The sequence below is a fragment of the Streptomyces sp. SD15 genome, assembly GCF_054462255.1.
The window spans coordinates 37,991-56,323 of the sequence record NZ_JBTLMO010000017.1 but is presented as its reverse complement, the minus strand read 5'-3'; the positions used below and the strand labels follow the sequence as shown (position 1 = coordinate 56,323).

At 71.4% G+C, this 18,333-nt stretch carries 12 protein-coding genes; 2 read left to right on the top strand and 10 right to left on the bottom strand.

Going from position 1 to position 18,333, the window contains the following annotated elements:
• Positions 1-26 precede the first annotated feature (26 nt).
• The 9 genes from ACX28W_RS18710 to ACX28W_RS18670 form a co-directional block, all read right to left on the bottom strand.
• The gene (locus tag ACX28W_RS18710) at positions 27-1,949 is read right to left on the bottom strand and encodes a hypothetical protein (protein ID WP_459000110.1); all 1,923 of its coding nucleotides are present in this window, start codon (positions 1,947-1,949) and stop codon (positions 27-29) included.
• Positions 1,946-3,793 carry an AAA family ATPase gene (locus ACX28W_RS18705; protein ID WP_459000109.1) on the bottom strand — a complete coding sequence of 616 codons (1,848 nt, stop codon included), beginning with the start codon at positions 3,791-3,793 and terminating at the stop codon, positions 1,946-1,948. The genes ACX28W_RS18710 and ACX28W_RS18705 overlap by 4 nt, the downstream gene beginning before the upstream one ends.
• On the bottom strand, positions 3,790-5,199 hold the full coding sequence (locus ACX28W_RS18700; protein ID WP_459000108.1) for a hypothetical protein: 1,410 nt from the start codon (positions 5,197-5,199) through the stop codon (positions 3,790-3,792). The genes ACX28W_RS18705 and ACX28W_RS18700 overlap by 4 nt, the downstream gene beginning before the upstream one ends.
• Positions 5,196-5,861, bottom strand: a complete 666-nt coding sequence (locus tag ACX28W_RS18695) for a 4Fe-4S single cluster domain-containing protein (RefSeq protein ID WP_459000106.1) — start codon at positions 5,859-5,861, stop codon at positions 5,196-5,198. Before ACX28W_RS18695 ends, ACX28W_RS18700 begins: the two co-directional genes overlap by 4 nt.
• 336 nt (positions 5,862-6,197) lie before the next feature.
• A complete protein-coding gene (locus ACX28W_RS18690; RefSeq protein ID WP_459000105.1) occupies positions 6,198-10,847 on the bottom strand; it encodes a trypsin-like peptidase domain-containing protein in 4,650 nt (1,549 codons plus the stop codon).
• 142 nt (positions 10,848-10,989) lie between these two features.
• Positions 10,990-11,355 (bottom strand): hypothetical protein, encoded by a 366-nt coding sequence (locus ACX28W_RS18685; RefSeq protein WP_459000104.1) that lies wholly within the window; start codon positions 11,353-11,355, stop codon positions 10,990-10,992.
• A 273-nt stretch (positions 11,356-11,628) separates the two neighbouring features.
• On the bottom strand, positions 11,629-12,231 hold the full coding sequence (locus ACX28W_RS18680; RefSeq protein WP_459000103.1) for a TetR/AcrR family transcriptional regulator: 603 nt from the start codon (positions 12,229-12,231) through the stop codon (positions 11,629-11,631).
• 355 nt (positions 12,232-12,586) lie between these two features.
• The gene (locus ACX28W_RS18675) at positions 12,587-13,000 is read right to left on the bottom strand and encodes a DUF6114 domain-containing protein (protein ID WP_459000102.1); all 414 of its coding nucleotides are present in this window, start codon (positions 12,998-13,000) and stop codon (positions 12,587-12,589) included.
• Positions 13,000-13,665: a DUF6230 family protein gene (locus ACX28W_RS18670; RefSeq protein WP_459000101.1), complete on the bottom strand. Its 666-nt coding sequence runs from the start codon at positions 13,663-13,665 to the stop codon at positions 13,000-13,002. Before ACX28W_RS18670 ends, ACX28W_RS18675 begins: the two co-directional genes overlap by 1 nt.
• 671 nt (positions 13,666-14,336) lie before the next feature.
• Here ACX28W_RS18670 and ACX28W_RS18665 point away from each other — a divergent pair.
• Positions 14,337-14,984 carry a Tat pathway signal sequence domain protein gene (locus ACX28W_RS18665; RefSeq protein WP_459000100.1) on the top strand — a complete coding sequence of 216 codons (648 nt, stop codon included), beginning with the start codon at positions 14,337-14,339 and terminating at the stop codon, positions 14,982-14,984.
• A 3-nt stretch (positions 14,985-14,987) separates the two neighbouring features.
• On the opposite strand, the gene ACX28W_RS18660 is transcribed toward ACX28W_RS18665, so the two are convergent.
• Entirely contained in the window at positions 14,988-15,959 is a 972-nt protein-coding gene (locus tag ACX28W_RS18660; RefSeq protein ID WP_459000099.1) for a lytic polysaccharide monooxygenase auxiliary activity family 9 protein, read from the bottom strand.
• Between the two features lie 549 nt (positions 15,960-16,508).
• Here ACX28W_RS18660 and ACX28W_RS18655 point away from each other — a divergent pair.
• On the top strand, positions 16,509-18,245 hold the full coding sequence (locus tag ACX28W_RS18655) for a S8 family peptidase (RefSeq protein WP_459000216.1): 1,737 nt from the start codon (positions 16,509-16,511) through the stop codon (positions 18,243-18,245).
• The last annotated feature ends 88 nt before the right edge of the window (positions 18,246-18,333 follow it).

The window sequence follows — 18,333 nt, the reverse complement described above, 5'->3', positions numbered from 1 at the left end:
GGTCCTCGTTCCGAGTGGGAGGGCGGTCAGATCGATGAAGCCGCGGAGGCGGACGCGGGGGGCACGGCGAACGGGAAGGGAACGGGCGAGGCCGTCGCCGCCTCCGGGGCGGTCAGCACGGCGGCCTTCTCCGCCACACCCGGGTCGTCCGTGTCCCCGTCGCCGGGCGCGACGAGCACGTGCCAGCCGTGTTCTCGGGACGTGCGCCACAGCTCCTCGGTGAACCGCGCCGCCCGGCGGGCCTCGAAGCCGTCTCCCCAACCGCCGGCGGGCACCAGTACGGCCGTGGCGCCGAGCCAGTCGGCGGTGGCGGTGAGGCCGTCCCGCCAGTTCCGGTCCCGTGGGCAGCGGCGGGAGACCGTCTCCAGCTCGTCGTCGGGGCCGAGCTGCGGCGGGCGGGTCGCGACCACCAGCAGGCAGCGGTCGCCGTCGGCCCAGTCGCCCAGCGCCGCCAACTCGGCCAGCGGTTCCTCGAGGGCCGCCGCGAACGCTTCCTGCACGGGCTCGCTGTGCCGGTACAGCGATTCCAGTTCGTCCAGGGCGACTTCGGGCGGCACGAACGGCCACACCTCGTGCGTGGCCGCCAGTTGCCCCGTCGCCCGGTCCTGGCGGTGCTCCCAGTAGGGGACCGTGCGCACCCGCAGCGCCCCGGGCGGACGGGCGGCCGCGATCCGTTCGACGACCCGGGAGGCCATGCGGACCCGCCGGTCGCTCTCCGCGCCACCCAGCTCCAGCAACAGGACGAGGTCCAGGGGAAGTTCGCGCCCGGCGCGGGACACGCGCGCCAACAGGTCGGGCCACGCGGCGGGCAGGGGTACGGGTTCCGGGTGTCCGTCGAGGGTGATCCGTACGTCGTCGGCGGCGGCCAGGGTGACGTCGACGACGACCTCGGTGTCCTCCGGGAGGTCCGCCTCGACGCTGCGCAGCAGGGTCCACTCGTGCGGCCGGGTTCCGGTGAGGGCGACCACGGCGATCGTCAGGGAGATCCGGCCCGAGGCACTGCCCGAGGCGGGTGTGCGCACCCGTACCCGGCCGGTGCAGCCGCGTCCCGGGTGAGTGCCCGCCGTGAACAGGGGGAGGGACGAGGTGACGTATCCCTGGGTGACGGGTTCGCGTTCGGTCACCGCGAGGGCGACCGGGTGTCGCAGTGGAGCGGATCTGAACATCTCGTTGACCACCTGCGTCATCGGTGTCGGTGACATCGGCGCCCGCACGGTGACCGCCGGCCGGCACCGCTGGTCCAGCGCGGACCGGAGGTGGCTCGTGCCGGGCCAGTCGGTGCACCGGTCCAGCAGGACGACGGCCTCGTCGTCCGCGGCCGGCGCACACCAGTCGGGCAGGGCGGCGGGCACGGCCGCCGGGGGCGGGGCCGCGTCCTCGGGACCTCCGCCGGCCAGCGCGAACAGAGCCCGCGACGGATCCGCCGGGAGGGCCGGCAGGAGCCGCGGCCAGTCGGCCCGGTGGGCTTCCACCACCAGGGGTACGCGGCCGGAACCGGCCGTCACCTCGAACCCGGTCAGCCCCTCGGGCCCCAGGGCGAGGACCCGCAGGCGCCGCAGCCGCCCGTCGGTGAGGGAGCCCAGGAGCGTCACCAGGCCGTCCGGATACTCCGCATACGGTGGTGATGGTGCGCGGCGTACGGCGTCCTCGGCGGCGGACGCCTCGGCGGGCTCGGCCTCGGCGACCAGCCGGGTGAGCCAGTCCGGCCGGTTCGCGGGGGCGCAGCTCTCCAGCACCCTCAGGGCCGCGGTGAGGCGCCGGATCCGCCTGGCCGCGCCGAGCCGTGCGGCGAGGCTCGCGCGTGCGTCGGGCGTCGCCGGTCCAGCGGTCAGCGGACCGAGCGTCTGCCAGCCGCAGTGCGCGTCGCCCGGTCGGGCGGGCGCACCGCACACGGGGCAGTCCGGCACGGGCGGCGGGGTGCTGGGCAGGGGTGGCGGGGGAATGCTCACGGGGCGCTCCTGCGCTGGTACTCGGGTGGCAGGTCGGCGGGGACCAGCGGCGCGTCGAGGTCGGGGACCGCGTGTTCGGCGCAGATGCGCTGGGCCCAGCGCTCGTGCAGGGCCTGGGCGAGATTGCGCATCTCACCGGCGTTGCCGAAGGACTCCGGGGCCTTGTCCTTGCGCTGGTGGAGGTCGTGCACGACGCGTTCCAGGAAGTCGCGCATCGGTGTGTCCGGTTCATGGCCGAGCTTCCGCAGCATGTTCAGCAGGATGCCGGTCAGCTGGTCCGGGCCGAAGTCCTCGAAGGCCAGCTCGTTGGTGACCGGGAAACGGCGCCTGAGGCCCGGGTTGCTGCGCAGGAACTCGTCCATGGGGGCGGAGTAGCCGGCCACGATCACCACCAGGCGCTCGCGCTGGTTCTCCATCCGGCTGAGCAGGGTGTCGACCGCTTCCTGGCCGAAGCCGCCGCGGTCCTTGGCGGTGAGGCGGTACACCTCGTCGATGAACAGGACGCCGTCCAGGGCGCGGTCGATGACCTGCGTGGTGCGCTGGGTGGTGCCTCCGACGTGCTCGTGCACGAGGTCGCGGAGTTCGGGTTCGACGACATGGCCGCGGGCGAGGGCGCCGAGCTCCTGGTAGACGCGGGCGACGATACGGGCGACGGTGGTCTTGCCGGTGCCCGGGTTGCCCCGGAACACCAGGTGCCGGGAGGGTGCCTGAGCCGTCCTGCCCCTGGCCGCGAGCCCCTTCTCCACCCGGTGCAGGGCGACGATACGGCGTACGAAGTCCTTGACCTCGTCCAGTCCCGTCAACGTCTCCAGCTCCTCCAACGCCGTGACCTCCGGCAGTCGTACGTCCCACCCGCCGAGCACGCCGGCGCTGAACTCGGGGGCCGTGGCGAGGCGCGCGAGCCAGGCCCGGGCCAGGACGTCGGCTTGGGCGTTCATGCCGTTGAGGATGCGGTCGGTGTCGGCCCAGTCGGAGACGGTCAGGCCGTCCCGCAGCCGGCTCAGCTGCACCAGGCGGCCGAGTTCCGCCCGGCCGGGGGCGCGGATGGCCCCGGCGACCGGCGAGGACGCCCGGTCGGAGCGCCGCTCCAGGTATCCGGCGAGCGCGGCGGAGCCGTCACTCACCCGTATGTGCTCGACGATCTGTTCCTCGGTGGAGGCCGAGAAGATCAGAATGCACACATTGCCGCCGGTGGGTCCCTGGAGCCATTCGCCGATACGGATGTTGATCTCGGCGGCCGCCCGGTCGCGGTGCAGATACGACTCGGCCTGCTCGACCACCACGGCGGTGCGGACGCTGCTCTGCGTCATGTACTGGTGCAGCGTCTGCACGGCCGCGCTCCGGCTGGTTCCCTTCCCTCGGCTGATCCGCACCGGACGCCGGGCCGTGAAGACGGGTGACACGGCCAGCGGGTCCGGTTCCGACAGCGGGTCGGGCCGCGGTGGTACGGGTGTCGCGGTGGGCGCCGCGGCGGCGAACGGCGCCCGGCGGCCGAACTGCCGTCGTACGCCTTGGGGCCCGCGGATGGGCCCGGCCGACACGGTGCGCACCCCCGGCGTACCTGTGCCGCCGCCGACGGGGCCGCCCGTGGGTTCGCCGCCGGCCGTGGCCAACGAGGCGATGTCCCGGAAGTACAGCGGCTCGGCGGGGGAGCAGAAGGCGACGCGCCGGTAGCCGACCGCGCGCAGCAGCACGAGCAGTGCGTCGGGCAGCGAGCGTTCCTGGTAGTCGGTGCAGACGAAACTGTCCTCCGTGCCGGGCCCGTACAGCACCAGGACGGGTTCGCACGACTCCAGGTGCAGGGCCTCCCGGAGCCGTTCCGCGACCACGGTGTGCCCGGTCATGTCGTCTCGATCCGCAGCGCCTTGCGGGCGGGCGGCACATACCGGAGGGTGCTGAAGCCCTCCACGTCCTCGCGTCCCGGCTCGGGTTCGCCGATGTCCTGCGGGCTCTGTACGCGGATGTGGGCCTCGATCAGACTGTTCACCACGTCCTGGGCCCGCTCGCGCCGGACGGCGTCGTCGCCGATCGCTTCGTTGTGGGTGGTCAGTTCGAGAATGCAGTTGGGCTCCTCGCCGGGAAGCTGGCGGACGTGGATGACGATCTCGCTCCCGTCGGCGTGGACGACTTTGGCGCTGACGGGTCCGCGTTCGTCGCTGCCCTGATACGTCCAGCCCTGGAGGGAGTAACCGCTCGCGCCGAGCACCTCGACGGCGACGCTGGTGATGTCGGCGCGCAACTGCGAGGAGAGCTGTTCGGCCCCCGCGAGCTGGGTGATGTCCTCAAGGACCGTCCGCAGCCTCGGAATGCGCTGTTCCACCAGCTCGCGCAACTCGTCGGTGGAGAGCGGGTCCAGCTCGTCGCGGAGCCGCCGTTGATGGGCCGCTATGTGTCCCTCCAGGAGGGTCAGACCACCGTTGCTCCACCGGTCGACGACGACCTCGGTCTCGTTCTCCTTGCCGTCCACGCCGACGCCGTTGCGGAACCGGTTGCGGTCGACGAGGTCGGCCACCAGGAGCAGACCGCGGGTCGCGGCGCTGTGCAGCATGCGCCATTCGAGGTCGGCGGCCTCCGCCTCGACGCGGAGTTCGCTGAGCTGGAGCCAGGACTCCTGTGCCACCGGCAGGGCCGCTTCGGCCAGACCCGCTTCGAGGTTGGTGCGTGCCATCACCAGCCGCTGCTCCATCCTCTCGACCCGTCCGGCGGCGAAACGCGAGAGCGTGGGATGGCCGTTCAGATGACGGGCCGTCGCCTCCGCCTGGGCGAGCAGGTCCCGCGCGTACCGTGCGGCCCGCTCCTTGTCGGAGCGCAGGGACTCGATCTCGTCCCGCAGCCGGCTCGCCTCGCGCACCCGCTCCTGGTGTTCGGCGGCCAGCAGATCACGCGTCCACTCGTGTTCCGCCCGCAGCAGCTCGCCGGTCTCCTGGCGGACCTGTTCCGCCGTGGAGTCGATGCGGGCGATGAGTTGTGTCTCCTGTTCGGCGATGCGCCGGGCGTGGTCGCGCAGCCGCTGGTTGGTCTGCTGCTCGATCTTCAGCATCTGCGCGCCGGTGGCGTCGAGGGCGCTCTCGAAGGCCCGCTGCCGTCGGTCGACCGCGTCGAAGCCGCGGTCGAAGTCGCGTCGGGTGGTGCGGCGTACGTCGTCTATGAGCTGCGGCAGGCTTTCGTTGAGGGTCCTCAGTTTGAGGGCCGCCTCGTTGACGCGCCGCCACTCGGCTTCGTCGACGTACACCCTCTTGCCTCGGCTCATGATGTCTCCTCGCGGGTTGCGTGGCCTGCTGGTTCGGAGCCCGACGCCGTTCCCCGCCCGGCCAGGGCCCGGTCGAGGCTGTCGAGCAGGTGGCGGGGCGGAACACCCGTGATCACCACTTCGCCACCGCGGATCAGGACTTCCGCGGTCCGGGGAGCGTGGTCGAGGTCATGGGCGCGGTCCCGAAGGCGTTCGGTGAGGTGGTGCACGGTCTGGTTGGAGCTGCCCCGCAGCCCCCGTCCGTCGTCGAGCGCCGCGACGTACCGCCCGTCGATCAGGACGTCGACATGGGCGAGGAGGCGCGGAACGCCCGGCGTCGGCGGGTCGCGGCGCAGCCGGGCCAGCCGGTATCCCGTGAAGCAGATGACGTCGAGGCCCGGGGCGTGGGCCCTGACCCGGGCGCACACGGCGGCGAGACCCTCGGCCTGGGCCATGGGCTCGCCGCCGGAGAGGGTGAGACCGCGCACCCCGGGCACGCTCAGCAGCCGGTCCGCGAGGTCGTCGGCGGAGACCGAGTGGGCGGGCCGGTCGGGGATCCAGTGCGGTGCCATGCATCCGGGACAGCGGAAAGGACAGCCCTGGACCCAGACGGCGGCGCGGAGTCCGGGGCCGAGCACGGTCGTGGTGACGGCATCGGCGATGTTGAGCATCGGTGACGTCAAGGGAGGAACGCCTTTCCGTGGTCGGGACGCAAACGCCTCGAGCGGGATTCGCGGGATTCGCGGGAGTCGCGAGATTCGCGGGAGTCGAGGGATTCGCGGGAGTCGCGAGATTCGCGGGAGTCGAGGGAGTGATGGGTGGGTGGTGATGCGCGGGACAGCCGGGGAGCCGGTGGTGCGCGGAGGACCAGGGCGTCGGTAGTGCGAGGAGAGGCGGGTCGTGGAGGGGGTGGCGCGGCAGGCGCCACGACGGGGGCGTCGTGTCGGCGGAACCCCGGACGGTCGTCGGCGGCTCGGCGGCTCGGCGGGTGGGCGAGGGGCGTGCGTCTCGGGGGAACGTCAGTCGTAGGAGTCCCGGCAGGCCCGCACGGCCCTGTCGACGAAGTCCGGGAACTCCCCTGCCGCCAGTGCGTGGCGTTCGCGCAGCGCCGCCGCCGCCCCTTCCTCGCGGCCGGTGTCCGCTCCCGTCTCGCGCAGAATCGCCGCGCGGATCAGCATGGTCTCCCAGAGCCGTCGCACGTCGTCGGGCGTGCCGCCGCGAGCGACCGCGCGGGCCTCCGCCTCGGCGGCGTTGGCCTCGTCGAGGGCCTCGGCCGGGTGGCCGGCTCCCAGCAGGTGGTAGGCCAGGGCGGACAGCGCGTCGCGGACCTCGCGGTCGGGCCCGCGGGTGCCGTACAGGCGTATCGCGGTCCGGCAGTCCCGTACGGCCGCGTCCCAGGATCCGAGTGTCGCGTGCGTCCGGGCCCGGAGCAGTCGCCACGCGCCCTCGCGCTCGGGCCGGTCGGCGGAGGCGTGACGGTCGATCAGCGCGTCGAAGTGCTCCAGCGCGGCCTGGGCCTGTCCGGCCGCGTGCAGGGCCGACGCGAGGTCCCCCAGGGTGTCGGGCACCTCGGCCCCCGCCGACGGGGTACGCCGGGCCAGGGCCAGCGCCTCCCGCAGCGGGTCCAGCGCGGCCGGGGCGAGTCCGCGGGCCTGCAGTACGTGTCCGCGCAGCCGTAGCGCGGTGATCAGCGGGCCGGGGCGGTCGACGAGCGCGCGGCACACCTGCTCGGCCCGGATCGCACTGTCATGGGCCGACTCCACCTGCCCCAGCGCTAGTTGGAGCCGTACGAGGTACAGCATCGGGTCGACCGCGTGCGGCGGGGCGAGGCCGGTTCCGTGGGGCGGGAAGTACTCCGTCCGTACGGCGTCCGCCAGGCCGGCGACCGCCTCGGCTCCCCGTCCCAGGACGGCCAGGAGACGGGCGCGGCGCACCAGAGCCGCGCCGATGACGGCCGGGTTGAGGGTCCGCAGAACGTCCGGGGCCTGCTGGTGGTAGGCCTGGAACCGTTCGGACGCCGCGAGTGCGGGGCGGGTCCGGCCGAGTCGTTCCAGGACGGCCGCGTGGGCCGCCAAGGCCCGCAGGATCACCTCGGTCAGGGCGGCGGGTCTCGGGTCCATGGACATCACGGCGTCATGGACGGCGGAGTCGAGGATGCGGGCCGCCTCGGGGCCGTCGCCGGCGCCTTCCTCGGTTCTGGCCAGTTGGACGCGTTCCTCCAGCAGCGCCGCCACGGGACCGGTGCTCGGATCGGCGTCGGCGATCTGGCCGCGCAGGGTCACGCAGCGCCGGGCGTGATCGCGCGCCTCGTGCCAGGCGGTGGCGGGGGCGCCCGGTGCCGGCTCGGTCCAGCGGCTGAGTCCGGCGAGGAGTTCCGAGGTCTCCACGGGCAGAGGAGTGTCCGTGACCTTCCCTTGGGCGGTGATCAGGTCGAGTGCCTCGCGTGCGCGCAGGACGGCCCCCGCGCGGTCGTGGGAGGCGAGGTGCTGTGCCTCGGCGCACAGGACGAGCAACCGGGAGAGCAGTTCCGCCGATCCCCTGCCCAGGATCTGGTCGGTCTCGCGGGCGATGCGGCCGATCGGATCGTCGGCCGAGGTGGTGCCGTGCCCTTGGTCCGAGCGGGGGAGCAGCGCCACGAGTGAGGGGGGAACGGAGCTGCCGGTCAGGCTGAGCGCTTGCAACGCCTGCGCGAGCAGGATCTGGGCGCGATGGTTGCCCGCTTCCATGCGGTCGGCCGCCAGCTCGGCCGCGCGACGGCTGAGCGCGCGGGCGCGGGGTACGTCACCGGCCGCGTGGGCCTGGTGGGCACGGAGGACCAGCAGCAGGGCGAGGAGCGGGTTCTGCGAGCGTACGCCGTGTTCGTCGAGCCAGTTCAGCAGACGCAGCGCCTCATTCGTGAGGCGCGCCGCCTCGTCCTCCGGGCCGACGCACAGGGCGACCAGAGCGCCGACTCCGCACACTCGGGCGATTTCGCCGCCGTACAGGTCGTAGTCGGCGAGGACGCTCGGCGGGAGGGCCCGGTACGCCGCCTCGGCGGTGGCCTTGGCCCTGCCCACCTGGCCACGGGCCAACTGGATCTGGGCCTTGACGGCCAGGACCAGCCCTCGGCTCGCCTCGTTGGCGCCGCCGTTCTCCAGCTGGGGCAGCAGGTCGAGAACGCGGTCGGCGAGGTTCTCCGCCTCTTGCCAGCGGATGGCGGCGAGCAGCGACTCGACCGTCGCGAGCAGGGCCGACAGCTGGGCCAGGCTGACCACTTCGGCCTGCTCCGACAGTTCGACCGCGCGGCGGCAGTAACTCTCCGCCTCCTCCTGCTGCCCGTGCAGGGTGAGCGCGGACCCGAGTCCGGCGCAGGCCAGGGTCAGCTGCTCGGTCGATCGGTCGGGGTGCTCGCGCAACTGCTGCTCGCAGCCGCTGACGGCGTGCCGAAAAGTCGCCACGGCCTGCCGGGTGTCCCCGATGGTGAGGAAGTTCTGCCCCTGCTCGACGAGCATTTCGGGGGTCAGCCGGTCCGGATCGACGCGGTCCAGCACGAAGGTCCAGGTGGACGCCAGCTCCACGCTGTCGCCCGGCCCCATGGGCAGGGCGTCCAGGACGGCGACGAGCAGTTCGTCGTCCACCTCGATCTCGTCGAGCACCTCCCGGATGATCAACCCCAGCCGGTTTCCGGCATACGGGGCGAGCCGGATCGCGGTGGGGAGGTGATCGAGGGGCTGCTCACGAAGGACGCGCCGCAACAGTTTGTGGGCCTTCTCGTGATGCTGGGCGGCCCGCGCGAGAACGGTGAGCAGCTGCCGGGTACGAGCCTCCGGAACCGCGCCGAGCAGCCGCTTCGTCCGCTGCACCTTCCCGGCGAACTCCTCTGCCACCAGCTGTTCGCCGACGAGATCGGGGCGCAGCGGGGACCAGTACCGCGAGACGTCGGACGTGTCGCCGGGGTACAGGCCCGCGAGCCACTGGGCGACGAAGCCGCTGTCGAGTTCCCCCAGGTCGAGCCCGAGCTGGATCAGTTCGGTGCCCTGTTCCTCGTCGTCGGCTCCCAGGAGCACGGAGAGCGCGACGGCATGGCGGCGCCGGTTCTCGGGGAGGGGGATCGCGTGCACGACGGCGCTGATGTCCCAGTATTTCCCCTCCCTGATCAGGAGCCTCTCGATGACGTCGGCACCGGCCGTCACCCGCTGCAAGCCGTCCTGGGTCTCGTCGGCCTGCAGCACCGCCATGAGGGCGGAGGCATGCACCTGGAGCACGGGAGGCGTGTCTCCGGGGGGTATCTCCAGGACGGCGTGGACGGGTATGCGGCCGGGCCGTCTCCGGGCGAAGGCCGCGAGCGCGAGACGGAACTCGTCGTGCCAGCCGGACGGGGAGTCGACGAGATCGTTGAGCGGTCTCACCGCGGTCGGACGGGTCACGAGACCGACCAGCGCGGGGTGGGTGAGACGGCGCGGCAGGATGGTCCTCCACCAGGAACCGTCGTGCCGTGCCAGCATCAGTATCCGCAGCCGCCGCCGGGCGGTGTGGTCGGCGGAGGGCCGCGTGCGGCCGCCCGGCCCGATGAACTGCTGTGCCAGCAGGTCGAGCAGGTCGGGCAGGGTATCCACCCCCTCCGCGTAGTCGATCACGAGGAGGACGGGCTCGCCGAGTTGGTCCAGCCGTCGGACATCTTCGGCCAGACGCGCGGTGCCCTGTGCCGAGGCCCGTTTGTCGAGGAAACCCGCGATCCAGCCGCGACGGCCCCGGTCGGCGGCCACATCGAGCGCGAGCCGTGTCTTTCCGCAGCCGCCCTGGCCGGTGAGCAGCATCAGCGAGAACTCCTCGCCGTCGTCGCACCAGTCGGCGAGCCGCTGTCTCCATTCCTCGCGGCCGTGAAAGGGCACGATCGCGGCCTCGGGACGCAGCAGCCAGGACGTGCCGTACTGCTGTGCCAAGGTGCCGGGTTCGCTCACGGGGACGTGCAGGAATTCCCCGAGGTCGGGGAAGATGCTCGCCCGTCGCGCGGCCCGCCAGCGCTCGCTGCGCCCCGCGCAGGCCGGCAGCGGGGACGTCCGGTCGTGGAGGTAGGGATGGAGGAGCACGGCCCATCCGCCGTCGCGGCTGTCGGGCAGGGAACGTTTGACGACGGCACAGACGCGGCCCGTGCGTAGGTTCAGCACGGGCGCCCCGCTCATGCCCGGGGTCAGTTGTGTGTCGGTGATCCGCAGCAGGGGGACGCCGTGGATGAGGACCGGACCGCGGGTCTCGTTCTCGTAGGGTTCCGGCTGCCAGGATTCCCGTTCGTACTTCAAGGAGTATCCGACGGCGCGCAGGAGGGAGGGCTCGCCGTCCCACACGGAACTGTCGTCGTCGAGCTCCGCGAAGGGGTGCGGGGGCGGGTCGAGGACACTTACCGCCGCGAGGTCCGGCAACGGGTGGTTGGTCGTGCCCCGCCCGGGCGGGTGCTCGGGCAGGCGCCACAGGACGGTGCCCGGGCGGCGGTGAGAGCCCCACACGACTTCGCAGGAGTCCTCGGTGACGACGTGCGAGGCGGTAAGAACAATCCCGGGAGCGATGAAGAAGCCGGTGCCCGAAGCGTTGCGTCCGCTTTCGATTCTGACTGTGACAGCTTCCAATAGATTTATGAGCACTTCTGTCACGCAAGATCCCCCCGTACATGCAATCCGGCCGACATACGACATGCGGATGGCCGGGCATGATCCTGCTTTCCCGCAGGAATGAGGCCCAATCATAGGGAGCGACCCGGAGGGGTGCCACTGGTGCACGGAAATTCGTGTAGCGGAATTGCGGACTTCTGTTTCTTGTGAGGGGGGTGTGAGTTGATCACCTCCGGCGCCCGGCATGGAAAGTGCTTTCTGTTCGGGCGTGGACGACTGTCGAACGGAAATGAATTTCCAACAAAGAAATTCGAACAACAGGTCGTGGGAATTCCCTTCCGTACGAGAATTCGCCGCCCGCCGGGTCCGCGTCGGCCGGCGCCGTCGCCGGCGCCTCGGGCTGTTCGCCGCGGTCGACGCCGAAGTGGAACTCGACGTCGGCGGCGAACTCCGCGCTCTCCAGCAGCCGTACGAACGTCGCCGTCTCCCGGCTGCCGGCGAAGTAGTGCAGCCGGAACCGGCCGCCGGCACGGCGCAGTTGGTGGGCCATGCTCAGCAGCGGTGTGATCCCGATCCCGGCCGCGACCAGCACGTGCCGGGCCGCGCCCGGCTCGACGCGGAAGCTCGACGGTCGCCTCGTCGTGGCTCACGACCACGAAACGGGGCGTTATGAGGCGGCATGCTCGGCGACGACCGGAGTGTGGCCACTGCGTGAACGGAAACCAACCGCATTGGTCCGCTGTGCGGGCCGAAATCTCGGCCGCGGCCCATCGTCAACAGGCCCGACACGGCGCCTCGGGGCGGAGTGAGGCCGGACAGACGACACCGCCACCCACGCTGCGGTGCGCGGGTGGCAGGGGTGTGGCTATCGCGGCGCGAGTGCGGCGAAGGCCTCGTCGAGCAGGTCGTTCAGGTCGAGGTGGCCGTCGGAGGCGGTCCAGTGGTTGACGGCGATGTTCAGGCAGTCCACCGCGGCGGCGGCCCGTACCAGTGGGCCCAGGGTCGGGGGCCGCGAGGGGGCGGCGCGCTCGGAGAGTGCCTGGGCGATGGCCGGGCGCCAGCCGGACTGCTTCTCCAGGCTGCGCGCGCACAGCGCGGGGGTCTCCATGATCAGGCGGGACATCGCGAGCGCGCCCGCCGGGTCCTGGCGGTGGTGTTCGGTGACGGTGTCCAGGGCGTGTCGCAGTGCCGTCCAGTCGTCCTCGTCGGCCGGGCGGGCGCGCAGGGCGTCGGCGATCCGGTCGCCCTGGGCGTCGACGGCGTCGAGGACGGCGTCCTCCTTGGTGCCGAAGTAGCGCAGGAAGGTACTCCGGGACACTCCGGAGGCCGCGGCCAGGTCATTGACGGTGACCTTCTCGAAGCCCTCGCGGCGGAACAGGTCGAAGGCCACGTGGGCCAACTCGGCCCGGATGGCGGCCCGCGCGATGTCCCGCGTGCTCGTCGTGTTCGTACGCGCTGCTCCGTTCACCCCGGAATCGCACCTCGCACTCGCTCCCCGCTCGCAATAATGACGCCCAGTCGCTGATATGGAACTGAGTTTCATCTACGGCAAAGGGGCGGGGAGCCGGTGGGGTGTCCGGCTGCCCGCCCCTTCAGGGTGCGGGGTCGGGCCGGCCGACGTCGGAGGCGTCCAGCGGGTGGTTCGCCAGGGAGATCGCCGGGCGCTCACTGCGTACGAGGGCAACTTCCGTGCTCGTACACGCAAGTCGGCGGTTTGCCGCCATCCCGGAGCCGTGCCTCGGTACTCCCGCCCCGGCCGCCCAGTGCCCTGAGCCAGGCCGGGGCGAGTCTGCTTCCCTCCGACCTGATCCGCCGGACAGGCCCTAGGCCTCGGTTGCCGCCTGTTGCTGTTGCTGCCGGCGGCGGCGCTTGCGCGGCTCCTGGTCGGGGAGCCAGCCGAAGGCCAGGCAACTGCCGGTCATTCCGAGGAGGAGGCCGATGAAGAAGCCGCCGAGGTTGGAGGTGACCCAGGTGCCGAGGGTGAGCAGGATGCCGAGCAGGGAGTAGAAGAGGCGCTGCGCCGGGTTGAAGAGGATCAGCAGACCGCAGAGCAGCATCACCGCCGGCAGCAGGTAACCCGCCATGCCCTGCATGCCGATGTGCATGACGACCTTCAGGGACGCCTTCTCGGTGAGGAGGATCTCCGCCCCGCCCAGGGCGAGCAGCAGCCCGCCCCAGAAGGGGCGGTGCGCACGCCACTGCCGGAAACCGGACCGCAGATTCCGGACGGAGGACATCAGCAGCCCGTGCCGCTGAAGCCGAGCTTGAGGCCTGGGAGTTTGAACACCGCGGCGGTGGTCGCGTAGTTGGTCTGCCGCAGGTTGGCGATGCGGACGGTGTCGGACTGCTGGCTGAAGACGCCGATGGGGCCTTGGACCCCGGCCTTGGTCAGCGTGCTCGCGTCGTTGCCGATCTCGATGTTGTCGAAGGACGCGTCGCCCGACAGCTCGGTCGAGTCGGTGGTCAGATGGGTCGCCTGCACCTTGTCCTTGCCGCCGCCCGCCCTGATGACCAGGTTCGTACCGCCCAGGTCGACGCTCTGGCACAGGTTGGTGAGCGTCGCGTTCTTGATCGCGGAGGTGACGATCAGGACCTGGCCGCCGGTGTCGCCGGCGTTCGGACTGCCCTCGGCCATGTTGTCGAGGCCGCCGAACTGCTCGAAGCCGGTTCCGTTCAGCTCCGTGGCGGTGACCGTGAACGGCATGCCCGAGATGGCGAACTGCACGCCCAGCGCGCCTTCTGCGGTGAGGATCATCAGTCCCGCGGCGATCGCGGTGGCAGGCACCGCCATCACCGCCGCGCGGCGCAGGCGGACCCGCCCGCGTCTGCCGGGCCCGGAACCGCTTTCCGGGTTCTCGGGGTTCTCTGGGGTGGACGCCGTGGTGTCCGAGGACGAGGCCATGTGTGCTCCCTGGGCATAGTCAACGCAGGTGGGGCTTCAGTGGCACGTTGTCCTGGCGCGGACAGCGGCTGCCGCGCACCGCCTCCTCACAACTCCCGGCGATCGCAAGGGCTTTCTCGTTACGCAGCAGTAGCCGACGTGGAAGTTACCGGGGGTTACATTCGAGGGTCAAGGGACTTGTGGCAAAAGGATGTTGATTGTGTTCCACCTGTGTGCACGAGTGCCTGGGCGGACCGCGCTGACCTTCAACTTCCTTGCTGCATCTTGACGTTGACCATTCATCAGGTCTACAACTCTCCCTTGTTTCCCCCGGATCCGTGGCGCCGGATCCGCAGCGCGGCGCATTGTCACCCTCCCGGCCCCCGCCTTGTCGCGGGGCGTATGTGACGCCTCTGAACGTGCCGCGCGATCCCTCTCACCTCCTCCACCACCTCCCCCCATGGCACCGGAACGGCCGCCTTCCCCCCTTTGGGGCCGTGTCCGGTGGTCCTGATGCCGCTGCTGGTCCGTCGCGTGGAGAAGGCGCCACGGACCGGCAGCGGCCTCCCGGCTTCTGTCGCACCGGCAGCGCCCCCCGGCTCCTGCCGCACCGGCAGCGGCCTCCCGGCCCCGCACCCCCGTTCGGGGAAACCCCGCACCCCGTTTGAGCAATCTGAGAAAGAGGCACCCCCATGCGTACTCGATCCCTGCTTGCCCTCGTCGGCGTCGCCGCCGCGCTCTCGGTCTCCGCGATCTCCCCCGCCGCCGCGGAGGACACCCCGGTGCTCACCACCGGCGGAGTCCCCGTCGCGAACGGTGACGTCCTCAACGCCTCGCTGGCGAGCGGCACCGCGGCCACGCTCTACTCCAGCAGCACCGGCACGAGCGGCGTCTCCTGTGCCGCCTCGGGCTTCACCGCCACCGTCACCGACAACCCGACGGCACCGGGCGCGGCCACCGAGTCGCTCACGGACCACACCTTCAGCAGTTGCACCAGCAATGTCCTCGGTGTCCTCGGCGTCACCAGCATCAAGGTCGACAACCTGCCGTACACCACCACGGTCTCCTCCGAGGGCACGGTCACCGTCACCCCGGCCGCCGGCTCGACCATCCAGACCACCCTCGTACTGCGCACCCTGCTGGGCAGCATCACCTGTGTCTACCAGGCGCCCAGCCTGACCGGCACGGCGAGCAACACCGACAACAGCATCGCTTTCGCCAACCAGCAGTTCACGAAGTCCTCGGGCTCGTCCCTGTGCTTCAGCAACGGCTACTTCACCGCCAAGTACGCGCCCGTCACCGACACCACCCAGGCGGGCGGTGTGGTCACCGTCAACTGACCTTCAGCGGCGGCGTCGCAACGTGATCGCGACGCCCGCGGTGAGAAGGAACGCGGCCGCTCCCCCCGCCCCCGCGACGAGGGGGAGCGAGCTGCCGCCGCCGGACGAGCTGTCGGCGGCCGGCGCGAGGTTGTCGGGCGCGGTCACCTGCGGCGGCGGTGACGTGGTCTTCTGCGCGGGTGCCGGTGACGTGGTCGCACTCTGGGTCTCCTGTGCCGTCTTGCTCGACGACGGCGACGGCGACGGCGACGGCGACGGCGAAGACGACGGCGACGGCGAAGACGTCTGCCGTGCCGCCGCCGAGGTCGCCGGCACGGCCGCCCCCGTACCACCGCCACCGGCCGGGAAGACCACGTCCGAGCACGAGTAGTACGTGTCCGCCGTGCTCGTGTTCTGCCAGATCGTGAAGAGCATCTGGCGGCCGGTCCGGTCGGACGGCAGCGTGCCCTTGATGCGGTAGGCGCCGTTCACCAGCGCCGGATCGGTGGCTGTGGCGAACGGTTTCTCCGGCAGGTCGGACCACTTCAACGGCTTGGCCGGGTCGTACCCGGGCCTGGTCAGAAACAGCTTGAAGGTTCCCGTGTGCGGGATCGTCGAGCTGTACGCGAGAGTGAAGGACGCGCCCGGCGTCAGGCGCGTCGAGGGCCAGTCGGCGCGGGCGAGGTCGAGCCCCTGGTAGGCGGACAGGCCTCCGCTGCACAGCTGCCCGTCGGGGATCACCTGGCGGTCCCTGCCGTTGACGCCGGCCACCCTGAGGTTGTCCCAGGCGGTGAAGGGCGCGCCGTTCGCGGCGATCGCCGCCTTGCAGGCCGCGCTCTGGATCCGGCTGCCGCCCTCGGGCGAGCACGCCACCACCCTGCTGACCGGATCTGTCGGTGCGCCGTGCGCCTGGGCCGGACCCACAGCCCACGTCATGAGAAGCAGTGGAGTCGCCACGGCGACGGCGGCCGCGGTGGCGGTGCGGTGGGCGGTCATCCGGTGGGTCTCCTCGGCGGGTGGGGGAAGTCGGGAAGCGGGGGCACCGTGAAGTACGGGAACCAGCTGCCGCGTGTTCAGATCCGCGACCCGGGGGAAAGCGGCCGTGCGGGTACGGCCACGATCGGCGCGAACGTGGACACTCCAGGTCAACTGGCCGCCCCTGAGGGTTGGTTACCGGCCAGATCGAGGGTTTCCCCTGTATCCGTAGTGCCTGGGCTTTACCTATCGTTCGATCACAGCTGACCCACAGGCAACCCCTGATTGGTCGCTGGCGCATGGCCGGCCACCGCGCCGCTTCTGGAATTGCACCCCCCGCCGCTTCGACGACGAAGCGATTCGACCGCTGCTCCGTGCTGCCCCGCGACGCATTGTGATGCCCCGCGCGGCCCGGAGCCGGCCACGAAAGGCAAGCCCTTGCGTCCCACCCCCACCCCCTCCAACTCCGGTTCCCGCTCCGGTTCCCACTCCGGTTCCCACTCCGGTTCCCGCGACGCCGGACGGAAGCTGATATCCGTCGCCGCGATATCCGCCGCCGTACTGGCCGGAATGACCACCTCGGTCGCCGCCGCCCCGACGTCCACTGACAACGTCGAGGTCACCCCGGCCGCACAAGCCGTCGCACAGGCCGTGGCCGCTCCCGCCGAGCGCCTCATCGTCGGCTACAAGTCCGGTGCCGCCGAGGCCAAGTCCAACTCCGCCGCCTCCGCCGACGCCGAGGCCAAGGGCAAGGAGGCGGGCGAGAATCTCGACTTCACCCGCCGCCTCGGCACCGGCGCGGCCCTCGTCGACCTGGGCGACGAGCTCGGCAAGAAGGACGTCGCCGACGTCATCGCTCAGTACCAGGCCGACCCGCAGGTCGCGTACGCCGTACCGGACCGCCTGAACACGCCGAAGGCCGATCCGAACGACACCGAGTACGCCAAGCAGTGGGACCTCTTCGAGTCCACGGCCGGCATGAACGTCCCGGGTGCCTGGACCACCGCCACCGGCAGCGGCGTCACCGTCGCCGTCATCGACACCGGCTACGTCACCCACTCCGACCTGGCCGCGAACATCGTCGCCGGCTACGACTTCATCTCCGACACCGCGGTCTCGGTCGACGGCAACGGGCGCGACAGCAACCCGGCCGACCCGGGCGACTACTACGCGGCCAACGAGTGCGGCTCCGGCGTCCCGGCCAGTGACTCCTCCTGGCACGGCACCCATGTGGCCGGCACCATCGCCGCGGTCACCAACAACAGCAAGGGCATCGCGGGCATCGCGTACGGCGCGAAGATCTCCCCGGTGCGTGTGCTCGGCAAGTGCGGCGGCTACGACTCCGACATCATCGACGCCATCACCTGGGCGTCCGGCGGCACCGTCTCCGGTGTTCCCGCCAACGCCAACGTGGCCAAGGTCATCAACATGAGCCTGGGCGGCGACGGCGCCTGCAGCTCGGCGACCCAGAGCGCCATCACCGCCGCCGTGAACCGCGGTACGACCGTCGTCGTGGCCGCCGGCAACGAGAACGACAACGTGGCGAACCACTCGCCGGGCAACTGCGGCAACGTGATCTCGGTCGCCGCGACCAATCGCACCGGCGCCAAGGCCTCGTACTCCAACTACGGTTCCCTCGTGGACATCTCGGCGCCCGGCGGCCAGACCAGCACCGGCACCGCGAACGGCATCCTGTCCACACTGAACTCCGGCGCGAGCACGCCGTCCTCGGAGTCGTACGAGTACTACCAGGGCACCAGCATGGCCACCCCGCACATCGCGGGCCTGGCGGCGCTGATGATGTCGGCGAAATCCTCGCTGACCCCGGCCCAGATCGAGTCGGCCATCAAGACCAACGCCCGTGCGCTTCCCGGGGCCTGCTCGGGCGGCTGTGGCGCCGGTCTCGCGGACGCGGCCAAGACGGTGCAGGCGGTGAGCGGCTCCGGTGGCTCCACGGGGGGCACCACCTTCACCAATGGCTCGGCCGTCTCCATCCCGGACAACGGCTCGGCGATCGAGTCCTCCATCGCGGTCAGCGGCATCAGCGGCAGCGCGCCGTCGGCCCTCCAGGTCGGCGTCGACATCACCCACACCTACCGCGGTGACCTGGTCCTCGACCTGGTCGCGCCGGACGGTTCGACGTACCGCCTGAAGGCCTCGAGCACCTCGGACTCCGCGGACAACGTCAACACCACCTACTCCGTGAACGCCTCCAGCGAGACCGCGAACGGCACCTGGAAGCTCCGCGTCCAGGACACGGCCGCGCAGGACACCGGCACCCTCAACAGCTGGAAACTGACCTTCTGAGCGTGGCTCAGGGGCATATGGGGGGAGGGGCGGCCGACGCGTGTGCGTCGACCGCCCCTTTCGGCTCGGCCGGTCCCGGCTCGGCCGG

Excerpts from the sequence above, each read along its gene's own strand:
- ACX28W_RS18665 (WP_459000100.1), top strand. The coding sequence starts at position 14,337 with ATGCGTACTCGATCCCTGCTTGCCCTCGTCGGCGTCGCCGCCGCGCTC.
- ACX28W_RS18700 (WP_459000108.1), bottom strand. The coding sequence starts at position 5,199 with ATGAGCCGAGGCAAGAGGGTGTACGTCGACGAAGCCGAGTGGCGGCGC.
- ACX28W_RS18660 (WP_459000099.1), bottom strand. The coding sequence starts at position 15,959 with ATGACCGCCCACCGCACCGCCACCGCGGCCGCCGTCGCCGTGGCGACT.
- ACX28W_RS18655 (WP_459000216.1), top strand. The coding sequence starts at position 16,509 with ATGACCACCTCGGTCGCCGCCGCCCCGACGTCCACTGACAACGTCGAG.
- ACX28W_RS18675 (WP_459000102.1), bottom strand. The coding sequence starts at position 13,000 with ATGTCCTCCGTCCGGAATCTGCGGTCCGGTTTCCGGCAGTGGCGTGCG.
- ACX28W_RS18705 (WP_459000109.1), bottom strand. The coding sequence starts at position 3,793 with ATGACCGGGCACACCGTGGTCGCGGAACGGCTCCGGGAGGCCCTGCAC.
- ACX28W_RS18670 (WP_459000101.1), bottom strand. The coding sequence starts at position 13,665 with ATGGCCTCGTCCTCGGACACCACGGCGTCCACCCCAGAGAACCCCGAG.
- ACX28W_RS18690 (WP_459000105.1), bottom strand. The coding sequence starts at position 10,847 with ATGTCGTATGTCGGCCGGATTGCATGTACGGGGGGATCTTGCGTGACA.